This is a genomic window from Streptomyces sp. NPDC007917, assembly GCF_042959105.1.
Taxonomy (GTDB): Bacteria; Actinomycetota; Actinomycetes; order Streptomycetales; family Streptomycetaceae; genus Streptomyces.
Window position 1 is genome coordinate 184,193 of the sequence record NZ_JBIBKK010000011.1, and the last position, 16,524, is coordinate 200,716.

At 68.7% G+C, this 16,524-nt stretch carries 28 protein-coding genes; 21 read left to right on the plus strand and 7 right to left on the minus strand.

Annotated elements, in window-relative coordinates; translation table 11 throughout:
* The first annotated feature begins 24 nt into the window (after positions 1–24).
* On the plus strand, positions 25–870 hold the full coding sequence (locus ACFZDL_RS23500; protein ID WP_353592300.1) for an alpha/beta fold hydrolase: 846 nt from the start codon (positions 25–27) through the stop codon (positions 868–870).
* A gap of 12 nt (positions 871–882) precedes the next feature.
* Here ACFZDL_RS23500 and ACFZDL_RS23505 read toward each other — a convergent pair whose 3' ends face one another.
* Both ACFZDL_RS23505 and ACFZDL_RS23510 read right to left on the minus strand, forming a co-directional pair.
* Positions 883–1,479 (minus strand): Uma2 family endonuclease, encoded by a 597-nt coding sequence (locus tag ACFZDL_RS23505; protein WP_353592301.1) that lies wholly within the window; start codon positions 1,477–1,479, stop codon positions 883–885.
* 226 nt (positions 1,480–1,705) lie between these two features.
* Complete coding sequence (locus ACFZDL_RS23510) at positions 1,706–2,380, minus strand: hypothetical protein (RefSeq protein ID WP_353592302.1); 675 nt, start codon at positions 2,378–2,380, stop codon at positions 1,706–1,708.
* Between the two features lie 203 nt (positions 2,381–2,583).
* On the opposite strand from ACFZDL_RS23510, the gene ACFZDL_RS23515 reads away from it, so the two are divergent.
* Together ACFZDL_RS23515 and ACFZDL_RS23520 are read left to right on the plus strand one after the other, a co-directional pair.
* A complete protein-coding gene (locus ACFZDL_RS23515; protein ID WP_353592303.1) occupies positions 2,584–2,868 on the plus strand; it encodes a hypothetical protein in 285 nt (94 codons plus the stop codon).
* Positions 2,865–3,263, plus strand: a complete 399-nt coding sequence (locus ACFZDL_RS23520) for a hypothetical protein (RefSeq protein WP_353592304.1) — start codon at positions 2,865–2,867, stop codon at positions 3,261–3,263. The genes ACFZDL_RS23515 and ACFZDL_RS23520 overlap by 4 nt, the downstream gene beginning before the upstream one ends.
* 17 nt (positions 3,264–3,280) lie before the next feature.
* Here ACFZDL_RS23520 and ACFZDL_RS23525 read toward each other — a convergent pair whose 3' ends face one another.
* Both ACFZDL_RS23525 and ACFZDL_RS23530 read right to left on the minus strand, forming a co-directional pair.
* Entirely contained in the window at positions 3,281–4,009 is a 729-nt protein-coding gene (locus tag ACFZDL_RS23525; protein WP_353592305.1) for an NAD(P)H-binding protein, read from the minus strand.
* Between the two features lie 98 nt (positions 4,010–4,107).
* Positions 4,108–4,776 carry a nitroreductase gene (locus ACFZDL_RS23530; protein WP_353592306.1) on the minus strand — a complete coding sequence of 223 codons (669 nt, stop codon included), beginning with the start codon at positions 4,774–4,776 and terminating at the stop codon, positions 4,108–4,110.
* Positions 4,777–4,924: 148 nt separating this feature from the next.
* Between ACFZDL_RS23530 and ACFZDL_RS23535 the strand changes: the two genes are divergently transcribed.
* Complete coding sequence (locus ACFZDL_RS23535; RefSeq protein WP_353592307.1) at positions 4,925–5,584, plus strand: NAD(P)H-dependent oxidoreductase; 660 nt, start codon at positions 4,925–4,927, stop codon at positions 5,582–5,584.
* A gap of 49 nt (positions 5,585–5,633) precedes the next feature.
* Here the strand turns inward: ACFZDL_RS23535 and ACFZDL_RS23540 are convergent, their stop codons facing one another.
* From ACFZDL_RS23540 to ACFZDL_RS23550, 3 genes are read right to left on the minus strand one after another with little or no spacing between them, the layout of a single operon-like run.
* Positions 5,634–6,119, minus strand: a complete 486-nt coding sequence (locus ACFZDL_RS23540) for a MarR family transcriptional regulator (RefSeq protein ID WP_353592308.1) — start codon at positions 6,117–6,119, stop codon at positions 5,634–5,636.
* 48 nt (positions 6,120–6,167) lie between these two features.
* Positions 6,168–7,019: a carbon-nitrogen hydrolase family protein gene (locus ACFZDL_RS23545; RefSeq protein WP_353592309.1), complete on the minus strand. Its 852-nt coding sequence runs from the start codon at positions 7,017–7,019 to the stop codon at positions 6,168–6,170.
* Between the two features lie 45 nt (positions 7,020–7,064).
* Entirely contained in the window at positions 7,065–7,889 is an 825-nt protein-coding gene (locus tag ACFZDL_RS23550; RefSeq protein WP_353592310.1) for a DUF3152 domain-containing protein, read from the minus strand.
* 609 nt (positions 7,890–8,498) lie between these two features.
* Here ACFZDL_RS23550 and rpsJ point away from each other — a divergent pair.
* The 17 genes from rpsJ (at position 8,499) to rplF (ending at position 16,524) form a co-directional block, all read left to right on the plus strand.
* On the plus strand, positions 8,499–8,807 hold the full coding sequence (gene rpsJ / locus ACFZDL_RS23555; RefSeq protein WP_003948644.1) for a 30S ribosomal protein S10: 309 nt from the start codon (positions 8,499–8,501) through the stop codon (positions 8,805–8,807).
* Positions 8,808–8,820: 13 nt separating this feature from the next.
* The gene (gene rplC / locus ACFZDL_RS23560) at positions 8,821–9,465 is read left to right on the plus strand and encodes a 50S ribosomal protein L3 (protein ID WP_353592311.1); all 645 of its coding nucleotides are present in this window, start codon (positions 8,821–8,823) and stop codon (positions 9,463–9,465) included.
* Between the two features lie 8 nt (positions 9,466–9,473).
* Entirely contained in the window at positions 9,474–10,127 is a 654-nt protein-coding gene (gene rplD, locus ACFZDL_RS23565; protein WP_353592312.1) for a 50S ribosomal protein L4, read from the plus strand.
* Positions 10,127–10,453, plus strand: a complete 327-nt coding sequence (gene rplW / locus ACFZDL_RS23570) for a 50S ribosomal protein L23 (protein WP_030835099.1) — start codon at positions 10,127–10,129, stop codon at positions 10,451–10,453. Before rplD ends, rplW begins: the two co-directional genes overlap by 1 nt.
* A 47-nt stretch (positions 10,454–10,500) precedes the next feature.
* Positions 10,501–11,337, plus strand: coding sequence for a 50S ribosomal protein L2 (rplB, locus tag ACFZDL_RS23575; protein ID WP_065962996.1), 837 nt, complete (start codon positions 10,501–10,503; stop codon positions 11,335–11,337).
* Positions 11,338–11,349: 12 nt separating this feature from the next.
* Positions 11,350–11,631, plus strand: coding sequence for a 30S ribosomal protein S19 (gene rpsS / locus ACFZDL_RS23580; protein ID WP_014178772.1), 282 nt, complete (start codon positions 11,350–11,352; stop codon positions 11,629–11,631).
* A gap of 46 nt (positions 11,632–11,677) precedes the next feature.
* On the plus strand, positions 11,678–12,025 hold the full coding sequence (gene rplV / locus ACFZDL_RS23585; RefSeq protein ID WP_030835105.1) for a 50S ribosomal protein L22: 348 nt from the start codon (positions 11,678–11,680) through the stop codon (positions 12,023–12,025).
* Positions 12,025–12,852 (plus strand): 30S ribosomal protein S3, encoded by an 828-nt coding sequence (rpsC, locus tag ACFZDL_RS23590; protein ID WP_353592313.1) that lies wholly within the window; start codon positions 12,025–12,027, stop codon positions 12,850–12,852. The genes rplV and rpsC overlap by 1 nt, the downstream gene beginning before the upstream one ends.
* 5 nt (positions 12,853–12,857) lie before the next feature.
* Positions 12,858–13,277, plus strand: coding sequence for a 50S ribosomal protein L16 (rplP, locus tag ACFZDL_RS23595; protein ID WP_065963000.1), 420 nt, complete (start codon positions 12,858–12,860; stop codon positions 13,275–13,277).
* Positions 13,277–13,501 (plus strand): 50S ribosomal protein L29, encoded by a 225-nt coding sequence (gene rpmC, locus ACFZDL_RS23600; RefSeq protein ID WP_065963002.1) that lies wholly within the window; start codon positions 13,277–13,279, stop codon positions 13,499–13,501. The genes rplP and rpmC overlap by 1 nt, the downstream gene beginning before the upstream one ends.
* Positions 13,501–13,785: a 30S ribosomal protein S17 gene (gene rpsQ, locus ACFZDL_RS23605; RefSeq protein WP_065963004.1), complete on the plus strand. Its 285-nt coding sequence runs from the start codon at positions 13,501–13,503 to the stop codon at positions 13,783–13,785. Before rpmC ends, rpsQ begins: the two co-directional genes overlap by 1 nt.
* 101 nt (positions 13,786–13,886) lie before the next feature.
* Entirely contained in the window at positions 13,887–14,255 is a 369-nt protein-coding gene (rplN, locus tag ACFZDL_RS23610) for a 50S ribosomal protein L14 (RefSeq protein ID WP_003998823.1), read from the plus strand.
* Positions 14,256–14,258: 3 nt separating this feature from the next.
* Positions 14,259–14,582: a 50S ribosomal protein L24 gene (gene rplX, locus ACFZDL_RS23615; RefSeq protein ID WP_319688008.1), complete on the plus strand. Its 324-nt coding sequence runs from the start codon at positions 14,259–14,261 to the stop codon at positions 14,580–14,582.
* A complete protein-coding gene (gene rplE / locus ACFZDL_RS23620) occupies positions 14,582–15,142 on the plus strand; it encodes a 50S ribosomal protein L5 (protein WP_311726661.1) in 561 nt (186 codons plus the stop codon). The genes rplX and rplE overlap by 1 nt, the downstream gene beginning before the upstream one ends.
* A 2-nt stretch (positions 15,143–15,144) precedes the next feature.
* A complete protein-coding gene (locus ACFZDL_RS23625) occupies positions 15,145–15,330 on the plus strand; it encodes a type Z 30S ribosomal protein S14 (protein ID WP_003948630.1) in 186 nt (61 codons plus the stop codon).
* A 234-nt stretch (positions 15,331–15,564) separates the two neighbouring features.
* A complete protein-coding gene (rpsH, locus tag ACFZDL_RS23630) occupies positions 15,565–15,963 on the plus strand; it encodes a 30S ribosomal protein S8 (protein WP_065963010.1) in 399 nt (132 codons plus the stop codon).
* Positions 15,964–15,984: 21 nt separating this feature from the next.
* Entirely contained in the window at positions 15,985–16,524 is a 540-nt protein-coding gene (rplF, locus tag ACFZDL_RS23635) for a 50S ribosomal protein L6 (RefSeq protein WP_353592314.1), read from the plus strand.

The window sequence follows — 16,524 nt, forward strand, 5'->3', positions numbered from 1 at the left end:
GCGCGGGATCTCGACAGTGGAGAGATGATGACGGCCGACTTCCTCGTATCCGACCCGTCGAGCGCGCTGACGCCGGCGGCGAGCACCCCGGCGCTGCGGTTCACCAGCGGCGGCGAGACCTTGCAGGGGATTCTGCACATACCTGCCGGCCCCGGACCGCACCCGATCGTCGTCGTCCTGCACGGCTTCCCCGGCAACGAGCGCAACTTCGACCTGGCGCAGGCGCTGCGCCGGGCGGGCTACGCGGCTCTGGTGTTCCACTACCGGGGCTCATGGGGCATGGGCGGCACCTGGTCCTGGGGCCATGTCCTGGAGGACGCCGCCCAGGTGACCGCCGCGATCCGCACGGACGAGATCGCGGGTGCCCACCGCCTCGACCCCCGGCGGCTCGCCCTCGTCGGCCACAGCCTCGGCGGTTTCACGGCGCTGACGACGGCGGCGGGGGACCCCACCATCGGGGCGGTGGCGTCCGTGTCCGGCTTCAACTTCGGCGCGGTCGCCCCCACGTTCACCGATCCGGCGGTGCGGAGTGGGTATGTGGAGGCGTTCGAGGAGGAGTTGTTGCCGCTGCGAGGCACCAGCGGCGAAGCGCTGGTCGCCGAGATGGAGACGGCCGGGGACGCCTGGAGCCTGGCCCGGCTCGCCCCGCGCCTGGCCGACCGCCCCGTACTGCTCATCGGCACCAGCCGCGACACCGCGACACCGCACGAGATCCACCACGAACCGCTGGTGAAGGCGTACGAGGCGCACCCGGTCCCCCGGCTGGAACACCACGTCTTCCCGAGCGACCACGCCCTGTCCGACCACCGCGTCGCGCTGGCCCGTACGGTCATCGACTTCCTGGACCGGCGGCTGGTGGCGGCGGAGTAGTAGCTTCGCTTGTCAGGACTCCGCCGGGTAGCGGGGGAGGTTGTCCGTCGAGATCGTCCAGTCCCCGATCGTCACGTCCTCGCCGTACACGAAGTCTTTCCTCGTCGCGTAGCGGGGGCCGCTCGGCGTCCGATGGATATCGGACAGGACGGCGCCCTCGCCCGCGCGCGGGTCGAAGATGACGTACACCGGAATGCCGAGCAGGGGGTAGTCCCGCATCTTGCCCACCCAGTCGTTGTCCGGGTTGGAGCGGGACACCACCTCGATGGCGGCGATGAGCGCACGCGGATCGAGAGCCCCTTCGACCTCCATGTCCGCTTCGGCGATCACGATCACGTCCGGGTGACGTAGCAGGCCAGTGTTCGGGTCCTCCACGTCGGGCGTTCCCGTGTGGGCCATGAGGCCGTCCGGCATGACCTTCTCCAGCCGACGACTGACGCGCGCCGCTGTCAGCTCGTGCGGGCCCCCCGGCGACATCATGTCGTGAACGATCCCTTCCGTCGTGATCTCCAGTTTTCCGGGAACGCTCTCCTGCATCTGCTCGACGATGTCGCGCATCGACTGATAGCGGAAGGCGTCTCGGTCGGCGTGGTCCGGGGCGATTGTCATGGCAGCTCGCTCCTCTGTCTGTCGGCTCCGCCGGGCAGTCGAAGGCTTCACGGCCATGCTAACGAGCCGGGCGGCTCCGACTCCGGCTGATGAGACCCAGTCCGGTGCGTCCCATGACTGGGCCTGAGCGAAGTGGCGCATTCGCGCCTCGGTCCGCGAGCGCCGCTCCGCGGATTCATGTCCGTCGATGGTGTGCGTCTCCTTCTTCATTCAGGTGCGGACCTGCTCAGGCAGCGACACGCGTCGGGGACTGTTGGGTCTCTCGGCAGTCGCGGCAGAAGCCGGGGCGTGGGGCGCGGAAGGCGCGGTCGCAGCCGTCGCAGTTCTGGAGGGGAACGGGGCGCGACCTGGGCTGGGGCGCCGGGAGAGGCGGCGGGAGGAGCGCGGTGAGGCGGTGCGCGAGCAGGGCGGCCGGGTGGCGCAGGTCCGGTGGGAGGTCCGTGGCCAGGGTGCGGCGTACGGCGTCGGGGGCGGCGCCGCGCTCCAGCCAGGCGGCCACGCCCGGCGCGAGTCGGCGTACGTCGCGCTCGGCGAGCAGTAACCGGGCGTCGTCGCGGCGCAGCTCGGCGAGGAGCGCGGCGGCGGAGCGGTGGCGCTGCGGGGTGGGCGCGTTGGGCTGGGGGAGGGGTGGCGGTGCGGGGCGGCTGGGGCGCGCGGACGGTGGCGTAGGGGCGGCGTCGCTGCCCGGCGGTGGCGGTGGCGGTGGCGGTGGCGGGGTGGCCGCCGGGGGCCGTACGACGTGCTCGGGCGCAGGCGGGGCAGGCTGCTCGGCGACTGGCTCCTGCGCGGGCCGGGGTGCGTGCTGGGCGCCGGTGGCTCGGGGGACGTTGTAGGGCTTCGGTGACGCTTTGCTGGGCGTCGCCTCCCGAGCGCTCCCCGGTACGGTCCCGGAGTGCCGCATGGACTTTGCCGTGAGTTTGAGACGGCGACACGCCGAAGCGACGGCGTGTCGCCGTCTCAAACTCACCGCAAAGTCCAAGACCGCCCCCCAGGGCCCCCGGCTCGCGTTCACCCCGGAGGCCTGGACCCGCTTCGTGGCATACACGTCCGCACGCTGATTCCGTCTGGCCAATGGCGTCGCTATCGAGCCCCTATAGTGAAGCTATGGCAACGACGACGATCCAGGTCTCCCGGGACACCCGCGACCATCTGGCCCAGCTCGCTAAGGAACAGGGGCTGAGCCTTGGGCAGTATGTCGAGCAGCTCGCCAAGCAGCAGCCCACTGCGGCGCAACGCACCGAGCGGCTGGCCGCTGACCGTGAGTCCCTGCGCGCGCTGACCGGCTGTGACATCAGCGATGACGAGTTCGACCAGGCTCCCGATGTGCTGGGCAACATCTACCGCATCGCCGCGGAGAAGGTCCGGGCCGCGCGGGGCGACGCTGCGTGATCATTCTCGACACCGGCGCGGTGTGCGCCCTTGCCGGCGGACACAAGGCCCTGAACCTTCTCGCGGGCAACATGGCCCACACCTCGGGTGACCGCCTGCGCGTTCCCGCCCTGTGTCTGATGCAGGCCGAGACACGGGATGAGAGGGTGTCCCGCATCGTGCTCGCCCTCTCCGGGGTGGTCGTCGATGACCTTGACACGATCGCGGCAGTGAGTGTCGGCGCGATGATCCGCGATGGTTATGGCGGTCCTGACACCTGCCATGCCCTCTACTGTGCGCTTCCTCGCGCCGAGTTCACGGGCATGTCGATTCTGCTGACGGATGACGAGGCCGGGTATCCGCCCGGGGTTCTCACTGTCGATATCGACTCGCCCGGCATGCTGGGATTCAACTGAGCTCGTTGTCGAATGAGTCAGGAGAGCCAGTCGGCGTAGCGGGTGGGGGCGAGGTGGGCGTCCCTGTCGGTGAGGACGTCGCCCTTGACGGCGGCGAACATGCCGGCGGTGGGGTCGGTGACGACGGTGCGGTGGTCGCCCTTGTGGGACAGGGTGATCCGGCCCAGCTCGTCCAGGGTGAAGATCTCGGGGCCGGCGATGTTGCGGATGCCGTTCAGCGGGGCGCCCGCGGCGACCTCCGCCACCGCGTTGGCCACGTCCTTGGCGGCGATCGGCTGGATCGGCGTGGCGGGGAGCCGGACGGTGTTCTCGTCGGCGGTCCAGGACATCGCCGCGTCCATGAACTCCATGAACTGCGTCGCCCGGACGATCGAGTAGGGGATCGGCCCGGCCGCGAGGATCTGCTCCTGGAGTTCCTTGGCCCGGTAGTAGTCCAGCTCAGGCACCTGGTCCGTGCCGACGATCGAGAGGATGACGAAGTGGCCGACGCCGCCCTTGTGGGCCGCGGCCAGGAGGTTGTCCATCGAGGTCTGGAAGAAGGCCGGGGAGGCTTCGTCGAAGGTCGGGGAGTTCGTCAGGTTGACGACGACGTCGGCTCCCGCCACCGCCTCGTCCAGCCCCTGGCCGCTGATGACGTCGACTCCGGTGGACTGCGAGTGCGGTATCGCCTCGTGCCCGGCGGCGTTCAGATTCTTGACGACCTGCGACCCGATCAGACCGGTACCACCGATGACTGCGAACCTCATGATGTGCCTTTCCTTGTGATATGCATGTAATGCGCCACATGAACAACTATGCGGACGCGGCGAGAAACAGCGACTTGATCAGCTGAGGGCGGGCGCTGTCAGTGGCCGTCGACGAATGTGACCGTCTCGTCGAGCGGCGCCCGGCTCGTGCGGGCGTCCTCCACCGTGACGTCCTCGTACCCGATCGACATGCCGCAGAAGAGGATGAGCTCGTCCGGGGGCGACAGGACCTCCGCGACGCTCCTGTGGAACTTCGCCCATGCCATCTGAGGGCAACTGTGCAGCCCTTCGGCGCGGAGCAGCAGCATGACGGTCTGCAGATACATGCCGACGTCCGCCCATTGGGGTGAGCCCATGGCGCGGTCGATGTAGCAGAACAGCGCGGCGGGTGCGCCGAAGCAGTCCCAGTTCGCGGAAGCGGCTCTCTGGCGCGCCTCCAGGTCCTCGCGCGGAATGCCGAGTGCGCCGTAGCGCTGCTCACCGAAGGCGGACCGGCGCTCGCGGTACGGGGACTTCAGCGCGGGCGGGTACTGCTCGTACTCCGGCTCGTCCCAGGGGTCGCCCGCGGCCAGGCGCTCGCCGGCGCGCTTCTTGACCTCGGCCAGCGGCGTGCCGGTCAGTACGTAGGTGTGCCACGGCTGAATGTTCGATCCGGACGGCGACCAGGCCGCGGCGGACAGCACGCGCTCCAGCGTCTCCCTGGGGACGGGCCGGTCGGCGAATCCACGCACCGCTCGTCGGCTCGTGACTGCCTCATAGACGTCCATGGTCGCCTGCCTCCCAGCTGCTCGACGTGTCCGTCTCCGTTACACTCGCAATCGTATCATTCGATACCGTCGCGACCGTAACTAACGTCGAGCGCGAATCCTCAGCCCCGGGCTCCCCGCCTCGGGCGCCACTCTTTGGAGAAAGTCCATGGTCACGCTGTTGCACATCGACTCGTCCGTGCTCCCCGGTGAGGTGTCCTCGTCCCGTTCGATCGCGAACGTCTTCCGCAAGGCGTGGGAGGAGCAGCACCCGCAGGGCACGGTGATCTACCGCGACCTCGCCGCCGACCCTGTGCCGCACATCACCGCCGACGCCTGGTCTGCTGGTTTCACCGCCCCGTCCGAGCGCACTCCGGAGCAGTCCGCCGCGTTCGCCGCGCGCGAGAAGCTCATCGAGGAACTGGAGCAGGCGGACGCCGTCCTGATCGGCGCCCCCATGCACAACTACTCGATCCCGTCGACTCTCAAGGCGTGGCTGGACAACGTGTTCCTGCTCGGCCGCACCGCGGGTGAGGCCCCCTCCGCCCAGGGCACGCCGGTCACCGTCGTCGCCAGCCGCGGCGGCTCCTACGCGCCGGGCACCCCGCGCGAGGGCTTCGAGTTCGTGCTGAACTACCTGGAGGCCGTACTCAAGGGCGCCCTCGGCCTGGACCTCGACTTCATCGTCCCGGAGCTCACCATGGCCCCCCGCAACCCGGCCATGTCAGAACTGGTCCCCCTCTACGAGGCCTCCCGAGAGCGCGCCTTCGAGGACGCGGCCGTCAAGGCCAGGGAACTCGCGGAGCGCTTCGCCGCGAAAGCCGCGTGAGACGACAGCGCGCCCACGCGGCGGGCAGGCGCCCGGTGCGCGGGCGCGCTTACGCCTCGCCGCCTGCGGGATGGGCGAACCGGGTCAGCAGATCCGTCAGCCGCTCGGGCTCACCGGGACCCAGTTCGGCAACCAGGCGCTCGGCCAGCGGCTCCGCCGCCACATGAGCCGCTTCGAAGAGTTCGAGTCCCTGAGGCGTGATCTCCACCGCCCGCACCCGCCGGTCCCCCGGAACGGACTTGCGTACGACCAGCTCCTTGCGCTCCAGGTCGTCCACGACCCGCATGATTCCCGCTTTGTCCGACCCTGTTGCCGCCGCCAGGTCGCGCTGCACCGTGGCGCCACGGTTGACCAGCTCGATCAGCACGGCGAAATGCCGCAACTCGATGCCGAGCGGCCGGAGCGCCTCCGTCATCACCGAGGCCGCGCGCCAGTGCGCCCGGCGGAGCAGCAGGCCGAGAGCGAAGGGCGATTCGTCCCCGGGGCGGTCGGTCGCGCGCGAGGCGGCGGATCGGTGAGGAACGTCGGCGGTCATGTGGCCACGGTACAGCCGGCCGTTCATTCGATACGGTTTCGTCTGAAACTACATGCCGCTAGGTGTGCCCTGCGCCGGCTCGGGGCGACGGAGGTCGGCGAGCATGGTGTGGGCCTCGCGGGCGCGGCGCAGGTGGTCGGGGTCGAGATCGGCGACGAGTAGTTCCCGTTCGCTGGGGCCCGCTTCGGCGACGAGGCGGCCCGTGGGGTCCCAGACGGCGCTGGCGCCGCATGTGTCCCAGCCGCCGGTGGTGCCGACGTGGTTGGCCAGCAGCGTGTACATGGTGTTGTCGAAGGCGCGGGCGGGAAACCACATGCGGGATTCGTGGTAGCCGTTGCCCACGCTGAACAGGGCGCCGACCAGATAGGCGTGGCAGCCGTCGAGCGCGGCCGCGCGGGCGTGCTCGGGGAAGCCGGAGTCGTAGCAGATTCCCAGGCCCAGCCGCCAGTCGGCGACCTCGATCGAGCACCCTGCGCGTCCCGGGCGGTAGATGCCGCGCTCGGAGCGGAACAGCATCTGTTTGTCGTAGCGGGCCACCCAGCCGCCGTCCGCGTCGATCACCAACGCGGACACGTACAGCTCGCCGGCCCCGTGCACGGCGGCGCCGGCGATGGCCACGGTGCGGGTGTCCCGGCAGGCCGCCAGCAGCGGGCCCAGCCTTTCGTCACCGCCCGCCTGGACGGCACAGCGCTCCGGGTCCGCGCGGATGAGCTCCGGCTCGTACCCGGTGAGGAACTTCTCCGGGAAGACCACCACGCGCACGCCCGCCTCTGCGGCCTCCCGCACCATCAGGGCCGCGGTGGCGGCGTTCGTGACGACGTTGCCCGGGGCGGGGCAGGCCTGGGCGGCGGCGACGCGGAGCGGGCGAGACGGCCAGGGGGCCGGATCGTGATCAACCACGGATGGCGAGCTTATCCGCAGCGGGTGAACCGGTGATTCGTGGCGTCACGGCACCGCCGGGCCCTCGATGTAGCGGCCCTTCGCGTCGTAGGGCCACTCGTTCGCGACGCAGCCCTTCAGCCCGTAGATCTGCTGCATCATCACCGGCGCCCGCCTGCCCTTCCCCGGGCAGGTCTCGTGGCCGTGGCCGATGCGGTGGCCGACCTCGTGGTTGACGATCAGCGCCCGGTAGCCGCTGATGGGGCCGGAGAACTCCGGTGAGCCGGTGTTCCAGCGCTTGAGGTTGACCATGATCTGGGTTCCGGCGTCGCAGTTGACCTCGCCGTGGGTGTCCAGGCCCACGGCGCCGCAGATCTCGTCGACCGTGTCGGGGGTGGCGATCTTCACCTCGAAGTCGGAGGGGCCGTCGGCGACCAGCCGGAAGGAGTGCTCGCCGTCGTTGGTCCAGCCGCGCCTGTCGGCCAGGACCGCTGAGATCTCGGCGGCGGCCCGCTTCGCGTCGACGCCGGTGCCCTTCTCCACCATGACCTTGAACCGCAGCAGCTCGCTTCCCTTGCCGATCACCGTGCCGGAGGACTTCGCGGTGACGAATTCGCCGGTCGCGGTGGCGGGGGAGCCAGGGCGAGGGGGTCTCGAGGTGGCCGAGATGGCGTCGGGCAGCGGGGTCGCCGGGTCCGCGGCGCTCGCCGTGCCGCCGCCTCCGCCGTCGTCGCGCAAGGCGAACCCCACTCCGGCGATCAGGGTCGCGCCGGCGGCCAGCGCCACCGCCATGTTCCGGGGGCGGACGCTCCGGGCGGTGCGCCGCCGGCCCCGGGTGCGCGAGGCGGACGGGGCGGCGGGCTGCTTGCGGGCCTGCGCGGTGAAGGACATGGGGGCACTTCCAGCCGGTGTCAGCGGGGCGGGCGGGTCGGCCGCGTCGAGCATGTAGGTGCCCCGGAGTGAGAGTGCGTCGTGTGTTCCCCCGGAGAGAGACGTGCGGGGAGGGGCGCGGGTTGGGCCTTGTGGCCTGCTGTGCCCGGGGTCACATTCGGTGACTTCCCGCATCTCACGCTCGCACGTGAGAGGGCGCTGGGGCCTCGGGCGTGCGCTGAGTTTGAAGAACCCCCCTCAGGGGGTACGCTTCCCCGCTTCCTAATTGGCATCCGGCACGCCCCGTATGGCAGACTATCCGGGTTGCTCGGTTGAGTGCCGATGCTGCGCGCCTCCCGCCGGGAGGACCGGAAGCGAGTCCCACAGTACTCGTCGCCCCTCATCAGGGGCGGAAGTACGGGAATCTTCCGGGAAGTGTCAGCGGGGCCCCAGCCAGGCACCCGGTGGGTGTCCTTTCCCCCACAACCCCCTTCCACGAGGGAACTCTCCTGTGGAGATGTGCCGGAGGGGGCGCGACACGCCCGACCGCGTGGGTCGGAGGTGAGGCGGGGAAGGGCGTAAGCCGACCGGGTTCCGGAGCGTTACGAGAGACAGGACTACGAAGTAGCCATGGCGGGACAGAAGATCCGCATCCGGCTCAAGGCCTACGACCACGAGGTCATCGACTCCTCGGCGAAGAAGATCGTCGAGACGGTGACCCGCACTGGTGCGTCGGTCGCGGGCCCGGTGCCGCTGCCCACAGAGAAGAACGTGTACTGCGTCATCAAGTCGCCGCACAAGTACAAGGACTCGCGCGAGCACTTCGAGATGCGTACGCACAAGCGCCTCATCGACATCCTCGACCCCACGCCGAAGACCGTCGACTCGCTCATGCGTCTCGACCTGCCGGCCGGCGTCGACATCGAGATCAAGCTCTGAGGTGACGCGCGAGATGGCTAAGCAGATCAAGGGCGTCCTGGGCGAGAAGCTCGGCATGACGCAGGTGTGGGACGAGAACAACCGCGTCGTCCCGGTCACCGTCGTCAAGGCCGGCCCCTGTGTCGTCACCCAGGTCCGTACCGCTGACTCGGACGGCTACGACGCCGTCCAGATCGCCTTCGGCGAGATCGACCCGCGCAAGGTGAACAAGCCCCTCAAGGGCCACTTCGCCAAGGCCGACGTGACCCCGCGCCGCCACCTGGTGGAGCTGCGCACCGCCGACGCCTCCGAGTACACGCTCGGCCAGGAGGTCACGGCTGAGGTGTTCGAGTCCGGTGTGAAGGTCGATGTGACCGGCACCAGCAAGGGCAAGGGCACCGCCGGTGTCATGAAGCGCCACGGCTTCGCCGGCCTCGGCGCCGGCCACGGCACCCAGCGCAAGCACCGCTCGCCGGGCTCGATCGGTGGCTGCGCCACCCCGGGCCGCGTGTTCAAGGGCCTGCGCATGGCCGGCCGCATGGGCAACGAGCGGGTCACCACCCAGAACCTGACCGTCCACGCCGTTGACGCGGAGAAGGGCCTGCTCCTGATCAAGGGAGCGGTTCCTGGTCCGAACGGCGGCCTCGTCCTGGTCCGTACCGCGGCCAAGGGGGCCTGAGGTAACCGATGAGCACCATTGACATCCTTTCGCCGGCAGGCGACAAGGCCGGGACCGTCGAGCTCCCCGCGGAGATCTTCGACGCGCAGGTCAGCGTTCCGCTGATCCACCAGGTCGTCGTCGCCCAGCTGGCCGCTGCCCGCCAGGGCACGCACAAGACGAAGACCCGTGGCGAGGTCCGCGGCGGTGGCAAGAAGCCGTACCGCCAGAAGGGCACCGGCCGCGCCCGTCAGGGCTCGACCCGCGCGCCGCAGTTCGCCGGCGGTGGCGTCGTGCACGGCCCCGTGCCGCGCGACTACAGCCAGCGCACCCCGAAGAAGATGAAGGCCGCCGCGCTGCGCGGTGCCCTCTCGGACCGGGCGCGCCACAGCCGCATCCACGTCGTGACCGGCGTGGTCGAGGGCGACATCTCCACCAAGGCCGCCAAGACCCTGTTCGGCAAGATCAGCGAGCGCAAGAACCTGCTCCTGGTCGTCGAGCGGAGCGACGAGGCCGCGTGGCTGTCCGCCCGCAACCTGCCCCAGGTGCACATCCTGGAGCCGGGCCAGCTGAACACGTACGACGTGCTCGTCTCCGACGACGTGGTCTTCACCAAGGCCGCCTTCGAGTCCTTCGTGGCTGGTCCCAAGGCCGCTGAGAAGACCGAAGGGAGCGCCGCCTGATGAGTGAGGCGACCGCTGTCACCAGCAAGACCTTCACGGACCCCCGCGACGTTCTCGTCAAGCCGGTCGTGTCCGAGAAGAGCTACGCGCTGCTGGACGAGAACAAGTACACGTTCATCGTCGACCCGCGCGCGAACAAGACCCAGATCAAGCAGGCCGTCGAGGCGGTCTTCTCGGTCAAGGTCACCGGGGTCAACACGATCAACCGGCAGGGCAAGCGCAAGCGCACCCGCACCGGTTTCGGCAAGCGCAAGGACACCAAGCGCGCCATCGTGACCCTCGCCGAGGGCGACCGAATCGACATCTTCGGCGGCCCGGTCTCCTAACGGAGGCCGGAGCGTCCAGAAGTCCGGAATCTTCCGAGGACTGAGAAATGGGTATCCGCAAGTACAAGCCGACGACCCCGGGCCGTCGTGGCTCCAGCGTCGCCGACTTCGTCGAGATCACGCGGTCCACGCCGGAGAAGTCGCTGGTCCGCCCGCTGCACAGCAAGGGTGGTCGTAACAACGCCGGCCGCATCACGGTCCGCCACCAGGGTGGCGGTCACAAGCGTGCGTACCGCGTGATCGACTTCCGCCGTCACGACAAGGACGGCGTCCCGGCGAAGGTCGCACACATCGAGTACGACCCCAACCGCACCGCGCGCATCGCGCTGCTGCACTACGCCGACGGCGAGAAGCGCTACATCATCGCGCCGCGCGGCCTGTCGCAGGGCGACCGGGTCGAGAACGGCCCCGGGGCCGACATCAAGCCGGGCAACAACCTGGCGCTGCGCAACATCCCGGTCGGTACGACCATCCACGCCATCGAGCTGCGGCCCGGCGGCGGCGCGAAGTTCGCCCGCTCCGCGGGTGCCTCCGTGCAGCTGCTGGCCAAGGAGGGCTCCTTCGCGCACCTGCGCATGCCCTCCGGTGAGGTCCGCCTGGTCGACATCCGCTGCCGCGCCACCGTCGGCGAGGTCGGCAACGCCGAGCAGTCGAACATCAACTGGGGCAAGGCCGGCCGTATGCGCTGGAAGGGCGTCCGCCCGACCGTGCGTGGTGTCGTGATGAACCCGGTCGACCACCCGCACGGTGGTGGTGAGGGCAAGACCTCCGGTGGTCGCCACCCGGTTTCGCCGTGGGGCCAGAAGGAGGGCCGTACTCGCTCGCCGAAGAAGGCCAGCAACAAGTACATCGTCCGCCGCCGCAAGACGAACAAGAAGCGCTAGGAGCGGGTTTAGATGCCGCGCAGTCTCAAGAAGGGGCCCTTCGTCGACGACCACCTGATCAAGAAGGTGGATGTCCAGAACGAAGCCGGCACCAAGAACGTCATCAAGACCTGGTCCCGCCGCTCGATGATCGTCCCGGCCATGCTCGGCCACACGATCGCGGTGCACGACGGCCGCAAGCACGTCCCGGTGTTCGTCACCGAGTCGATGGTCGGCCACAAGCTCGGCGAGTTCGCGCCGACCCGCACCTTCCGCGGCCATGAGAAGGACGACCGCAAGTCGCGTCGTCGCTGATCAGCGGAACAAGCGAATGACTCAGACAGACACCGAAGGGACAACCATGGAAGCCAGGGCCCAGGCGCGGTACATCCGCGTCACGCCCATGAAGGCCCGCCGCGTGGTGGACCTCATCCGTGGCATGAGTGCCACGGAGGCTCAGGCGGTCCTGCGATTCGCTCCGCAGGCCGCGAGCGTGCCGGTCGGCAAGGTGCTGGACAGCGCCATCGCCAACGCCGCGCACAACTACGACCACACCGACGCCGACAGCCTCTACATCTCCGAGGCCTACGTCGACGAGGGCCCGACCCTGAAGCGGTTCCGTCCGCGTGCCCAGGGCCGCGCCTACCGGATCCGCAAGCGGACCAGCCACATCACCGTGGTCGTCAGCAGCAAGGAAGGAACCCGGTAATGGGCCAGAAGGTTAACCCGCACGGGTTCCGGCTCGGCATCACCACGGACTTCAAGTCCCGTTGGTACGCCGACAAGCTGTACAAGGACTACGTCAAGGAAGACGTCGCCATCCGCCGGATGATGACGTCCGGCATGGAGCGCGCCGGTATCTCCAAGGTGGAGATCGAGCGCACCCGTGACCGCGTCCGCGTCGACATCCACACCGCCCGGCCGGGCATCGTCATCGGCCGCCGCGGCGCCGAGGCCGACCGCATCCGCGGCGACCTGGAGAAGCTGACCGGCAAGCAGGTCCAGCTGAACATCCTCGAGGTCAAGAACCCCGAGGTGGACGCTCAGCTGGTGGCCCAGGCCGTCGCCGAGCAGCTGTCCTCCCGCGTCTCCTTCCGTCGTGCGATGCGCAAGTCGATGCAGTCCGCGATGAAGGCCGGCGCCAAGGGCATCAAGATCCAGTGCGGCGGCCGTCTCGGCGGCGCCGAGATGTCCCGCTCGGAGTTCTACCGCGAGGGCCGGGTGCCGCTGCACACGCTCCGCGCGAACGTCGAGTACGGCTTCTTCGAGGCCAAGACCACCTTCGGCCGCATCGGCGTGAAGGTGTGGATCTACAAGGGCGACGTCAAGAACATCGCCGAGGTCCGCGCCGAGAACGCCGCCGCCCGCGCCGGCAACCGCCCGTCGCGCGGTGGCAGCGACCGCCCGCAGCGCCGTGGTGGCGAGCGCGGTGGCCGCGGCCGTAAGCCGCAGCAGCAGAACGCCGCAGCCGAGGCCCCCAAGGCCGAGGCCGCCGCCGCTGCTCCGGCTGCTGAGAGCACCGGAACGGAGGCCTGACCGACATGCTGATCCCTCGCAGGGTCAAGCACCGCAAGCAGCACCACCCGAAGCGGTCGGGTATGGCCAAGGGCGGCACCGAGCTGGCGTTCGGCGAGTACGGCATCCAGGCCGTCACCCCGGCGTACGTCACCAACCGTCAGATCGAGGCCGCGCGTATCGCGATGACCCGCCACATCAAGCGTGGCGGCAAGGTCTGGATCAACATCTACCCGGACCGCCCGCTGACGAAGAAGCCGGCCGAGACCCGCATGGGTTCCGGTAAGGGCTCGCCGGAGTGGTGGATCGCGAACGTCAAGCCCGGTCGGGTGATGTTCGAGCTGTCCTACCCGAACGAGAAGATTGCGCGTGAGGCGCTCACCCGCGCTGCTCACAAGCTCCCGATGAAGTGCCGGATCGTGCGGCGCGAGGCAGGTGAGTCGTGATGGCGGCCGGTACCAAGGCGTCCGAGCTGCGTGAGCTGAACAACGAGGACCTCGTTGCCAAGCTCCGTGAGGCCAAGGAAGAGCTGTTCAACCTCCGCTTCCAGGCGGCGACCGGACAGCTCGAGAACCACGGCCGGCTGAAGGCCGTCCGCAAGGACATCGCCCGGATCTACACCCTGATGCGGGAGCGCGAGCTCGGCATCGAGACGGTGGAGAGCGCCTGATGAGCGAGACGAATGTGACTGAAACGAACGAGCAGCGCGGCTTCCGCAAGACCCGTGAGGGTCTGGTCGTCAGCGACAAGATGGACAAGACCGTCGTCGTCGCCGTCGAGGACCGCGTCAAGCACGCGCTGTACGGCAAGGTCATCCGCCGTACCAACAAGCTCAAGGCGCACGACGAGCAGAACGCCGCGGGTGTCGGCGACCGCGTCCTCCTGATGGAGACCCGGCCGCTGTCCGCGACCAAGCGCTGGCGCGTCGTCGAGATCCTCGAGAAGGCCAAGTAATCCCCTGAGGGCAGCAGCCCTCAGGCCAGTTCCGCCAGGCTCGGCAGGGGCCCGCACCGCGCGGCCCCTGCCGGGAACCGGCAGACGATCAGGAGATAGACGTGATCCAGCAGGAGTCGCGACTGCGCGTCGCCGACAACACGGGGGCGAAGGAGATCCTTTGCATCCGTGTTCTCGGTGGTTCCGGTCGCCGCTACGCGGGCATCGGTGACGTCATCGTCGCCACCGTCAAGGACGCGATCCCCGGTGGCAACGTGAAGAAGGGTGACGTCGTCAAGGCGGTCATCGTGCGCACCGTCAAGGAGCGCCGCCGCCCGGACGGCTCGTACATCCGCTTCGACGAGAACGCGGCCGTCATCCTCAAGAACGATGGCGACCCCCGCGGCACCCGTATTTTCGGCCCGGTGGGCCGTGAGCTGCGCGAGAAGAAGTTCATGAAGATCATCTCGCTCGCGCCGGAGGTGCTGTAACCGATGAAGATCAAGAAGGGCGACCTGGTTCAGGTCATCACCGGCAAGGACAAGGGCAAGCAGGGCAAGGTCATCCAGGCCTACCCCCGCGAGGACCGCGTCCTGGTCGAGGGTGTCAACCGGGTCAAGAAGCACACCAAGGCCGGCCAGACCGCTCGTGGCTCGAAGACCGGCGGCATCGTGACGACCGAGGCCCCGATCCACGTGAGCAATGTGCAGCTCGTGGTGGAGAAGGACGGCAAGAAGGTCGTCACCCGCGTCGGATACCGCTTCGACGACGAGGGCAACAAGATCCGCGTTGCCAAGCGGACCGGTGAGGACATCTGATGACTGCCACCACCACTGCACCGCGCCTCAAGCTGCGCTACCGCGAAGAGATCCAGGGCAAGCTGAAGGACCAGTTCTCCTACGAGAACGTCATGCAGATCCCCGGTCTCACCAAGATCGTGGTCAACATGGGTGTGGGCGACGCCGCCCGCGACTCCAAGCTGATCGAGGGCGCCATCCGCGACCTCGCCACGATCACCGGCCAGAAGCCGGCCGTCACCAAGGCCCGTAAGTCCATCGCGCAGTTCAAGCTGCGCGAGGGTCAGCCGATCGGTGCCCACGTCACCCTCCGCGGTGACCGCATGTGGGAGTTCCTGGACCGCCTGCTGTCGCTCGCGCTGCCGCGCATCCGCGACTTCCGTGGTCTGTCGCCCAAGCAGTTCGACGGCCGGGGCAACTACACCTTCGGTCTCACGGAGCAGGTCATGTTCCACGAGATCGACCAGGACAAGATCGACCGGGTGCGCGGCATGGACATCACCGTGGTGACCACGGCGTCCAACGACGAGGAAGGCCGCGCCCTGCTTCGTCTCCTCGGCTTCCCGTTCAAGGAGAACTGACCGTGGCGAAGAAGGCTCTGATCGCTAAGGCCGCCCGCAAGCCGAAGTTCGGTGTGCGCGGGTACACCCGCTGCCAGCGCTGCGGCCGGCCCCACTCCGTGTACCGCAAGTTCGGCCTGTGCCGCGTGTGCCTCCGTGAGATGGCTCACCGTGGCGAGCTGCCGGGCGTGACCAAGAGCTCCTGGTAATCCCCGAAGCGGGATGAACCAGGACTCTCGGTAAGCAAATGGATGGCGGGAGCCCGCCCCACAATCCCCTAAGCTTGTGGGGTTGGGCCCCCGCTGCCCAACCGTCCGCGGGCGTAGCCCGCTCTATGACGCTTACTACGCCGTAGGTCCCCGCGCCGCACCCGTGCCCACCAAGAGTTGGGTGAGAGGGATGGCGCAGACAGGAAACCCCGGCGAGAGAGGCCGAAGGCCATCATGACCATGACCGATCCGATCGCAGACATGCTGACCCGTCTGCGAAACGCGAACTCGGCGTACCACGACTCCGTCGTGATGCCGCACAGCAAGATCAAGTCGCACATCGCGGAGATCCTCCAGCAGGAGGGCTACATCACCGGCTGGAAGGTCGAGGACGCCGAGGTCGGCAAGAACCTCGTCCTCGAGCTGAAGTTCGGCCCCAACCGCGAGCGCTCGATCGCCGGCATCAAGCGGATTTCGAAGCCGGGTCTGCGGGTCTACGCAAAGTCCACCAACCTGCCGAAGGTGCTCGGCGGCCTGGGCGTGGCGATCATCTCCACCTCCCACGGGCTCCTCACCGACAAGCAGGCCAGCAAGAAGGGTGTGGGCGGGGAAGTCCTCGCCTACGTCTGGTAACCAGGGAACGGAGGAAGAGCCATGTCGCGAATTGGACGGCTGCCCATCCAGGTTCCCGCCGGTGTGGACGTCACCATCGATGGCCGTACGGTCGCTGTGAAGGGCCCCAAGGGTTCTCTCTCGCACACCGTTGCCGCGCCCATCGAGATCGCCAAGGGTGAGGACAACACGCTCGTTGTCACCCGCCCGAACGACGAGCGTCAGAACAAGGCCCTGCACGGCCTGTCCCGCACGCTGGTGGCGAACATGATCACCGGCGTGACCCAGGGCTACAGCAAGGCGCTCGAGATCAGCGGTGTGGGTTACCGCGTCCAGGCCAAGGGCTCCAACCTGGAGTTCTCCCTGGGCTACAGCCACCCGATCCTGATCGAGGCCCCCGAGGGCATCACCTTCAAGGTGGAGTCCCCGACCAAGCTGAGCGTCGAGGGCATCGACAAGCAGAAGGTCGGCGAGGTCGCCGCGAACATCCGCAAGCTGCGCAAGCCCGACCCCTACAAGGCCAAGGGCGTGAAGTACGCGGGCGAGGTCATCCGCCGCAAGGTCGGAAAGGCTGGTAAGTAA

Bases quoted from the DNA above. Each gene is read 5' to 3' on its own strand.
- rpsC (WP_353592313.1), top strand. From the start codon at position 12,025: ATGGGCCAGAAGGTTAACCCGCACGGGTTCCGGCTCGGCATCACCACG.
- rpsJ (WP_003948644.1), top strand. From the start codon at position 8,499: ATGGCGGGACAGAAGATCCGCATCCGGCTCAAGGCCTACGACCACGAG.
- rplE (WP_311726661.1), top strand. From the start codon at position 14,582: ATGACTGCCACCACCACTGCACCGCGCCTCAAGCTGCGCTACCGCGAA.
- ACFZDL_RS23530 (WP_353592306.1), bottom strand. From the start codon at position 4,776: ATGGACGTCTATGAGGCAGTCACGAGCCGACGAGCGGTGCGTGGATTC.
- ACFZDL_RS23500 (WP_353592300.1), top strand. From the start codon at position 25: ATGATGACGGCCGACTTCCTCGTATCCGACCCGTCGAGCGCGCTGACG.
- rplF (WP_353592314.1), top strand. From the start codon at position 15,985: ATGTCGCGAATTGGACGGCTGCCCATCCAGGTTCCCGCCGGTGTGGAC.
- ACFZDL_RS23510 (WP_353592302.1), bottom strand. From the start codon at position 2,380: ATGCGGCACTCCGGGACCGTACCGGGGAGCGCTCGGGAGGCGACGCCC.
- rplB (WP_065962996.1), top strand. From the start codon at position 10,501: ATGGGTATCCGCAAGTACAAGCCGACGACCCCGGGCCGTCGTGGCTCC.
- rpsS (WP_014178772.1), top strand. From the start codon at position 11,350: ATGCCGCGCAGTCTCAAGAAGGGGCCCTTCGTCGACGACCACCTGATC.
- rplV (WP_030835105.1), top strand. From the start codon at position 11,678: ATGGAAGCCAGGGCCCAGGCGCGGTACATCCGCGTCACGCCCATGAAG.
- rplC (WP_353592311.1), top strand. From the start codon at position 8,821: ATGGCTAAGCAGATCAAGGGCGTCCTGGGCGAGAAGCTCGGCATGACG.
- rpmC (WP_065963002.1), top strand. From the start codon at position 13,277: ATGGCGGCCGGTACCAAGGCGTCCGAGCTGCGTGAGCTGAACAACGAG.
- ACFZDL_RS23550 (WP_353592310.1), bottom strand. From the start codon at position 7,889: ATGTCCTTCACCGCGCAGGCCCGCAAGCAGCCCGCCGCCCCGTCCGCC.
- ACFZDL_RS23535 (WP_353592307.1), top strand. From the start codon at position 4,925: ATGGTCACGCTGTTGCACATCGACTCGTCCGTGCTCCCCGGTGAGGTG.
- rplP (WP_065963000.1), top strand. From the start codon at position 12,858: ATGCTGATCCCTCGCAGGGTCAAGCACCGCAAGCAGCACCACCCGAAG.
- rplX (WP_319688008.1), top strand. From the start codon at position 14,259: ATGAAGATCAAGAAGGGCGACCTGGTTCAGGTCATCACCGGCAAGGAC.
- ACFZDL_RS23525 (WP_353592305.1), bottom strand. From the start codon at position 4,009: ATGAGGTTCGCAGTCATCGGTGGTACCGGTCTGATCGGGTCGCAGGTC.
- rpsQ (WP_065963004.1), top strand. From the start codon at position 13,501: ATGAGCGAGACGAATGTGACTGAAACGAACGAGCAGCGCGGCTTCCGC.
- rpsH (WP_065963010.1), top strand. From the start codon at position 15,565: ATGACCATGACCGATCCGATCGCAGACATGCTGACCCGTCTGCGAAAC.
- ACFZDL_RS23515 (WP_353592303.1), top strand. From the start codon at position 2,584: ATGGCAACGACGACGATCCAGGTCTCCCGGGACACCCGCGACCATCTG.
- rplD (WP_353592312.1), top strand. From the start codon at position 9,474: ATGAGCACCATTGACATCCTTTCGCCGGCAGGCGACAAGGCCGGGACC.
- rplW (WP_030835099.1), top strand. From the start codon at position 10,127: ATGAGTGAGGCGACCGCTGTCACCAGCAAGACCTTCACGGACCCCCGC.
- ACFZDL_RS23540 (WP_353592308.1), bottom strand. From the start codon at position 6,119: ATGACCGCCGACGTTCCTCACCGATCCGCCGCCTCGCGCGCGACCGAC.
- ACFZDL_RS23505 (WP_353592301.1), bottom strand. From the start codon at position 1,479: ATGACAATCGCCCCGGACCACGCCGACCGAGACGCCTTCCGCTATCAG.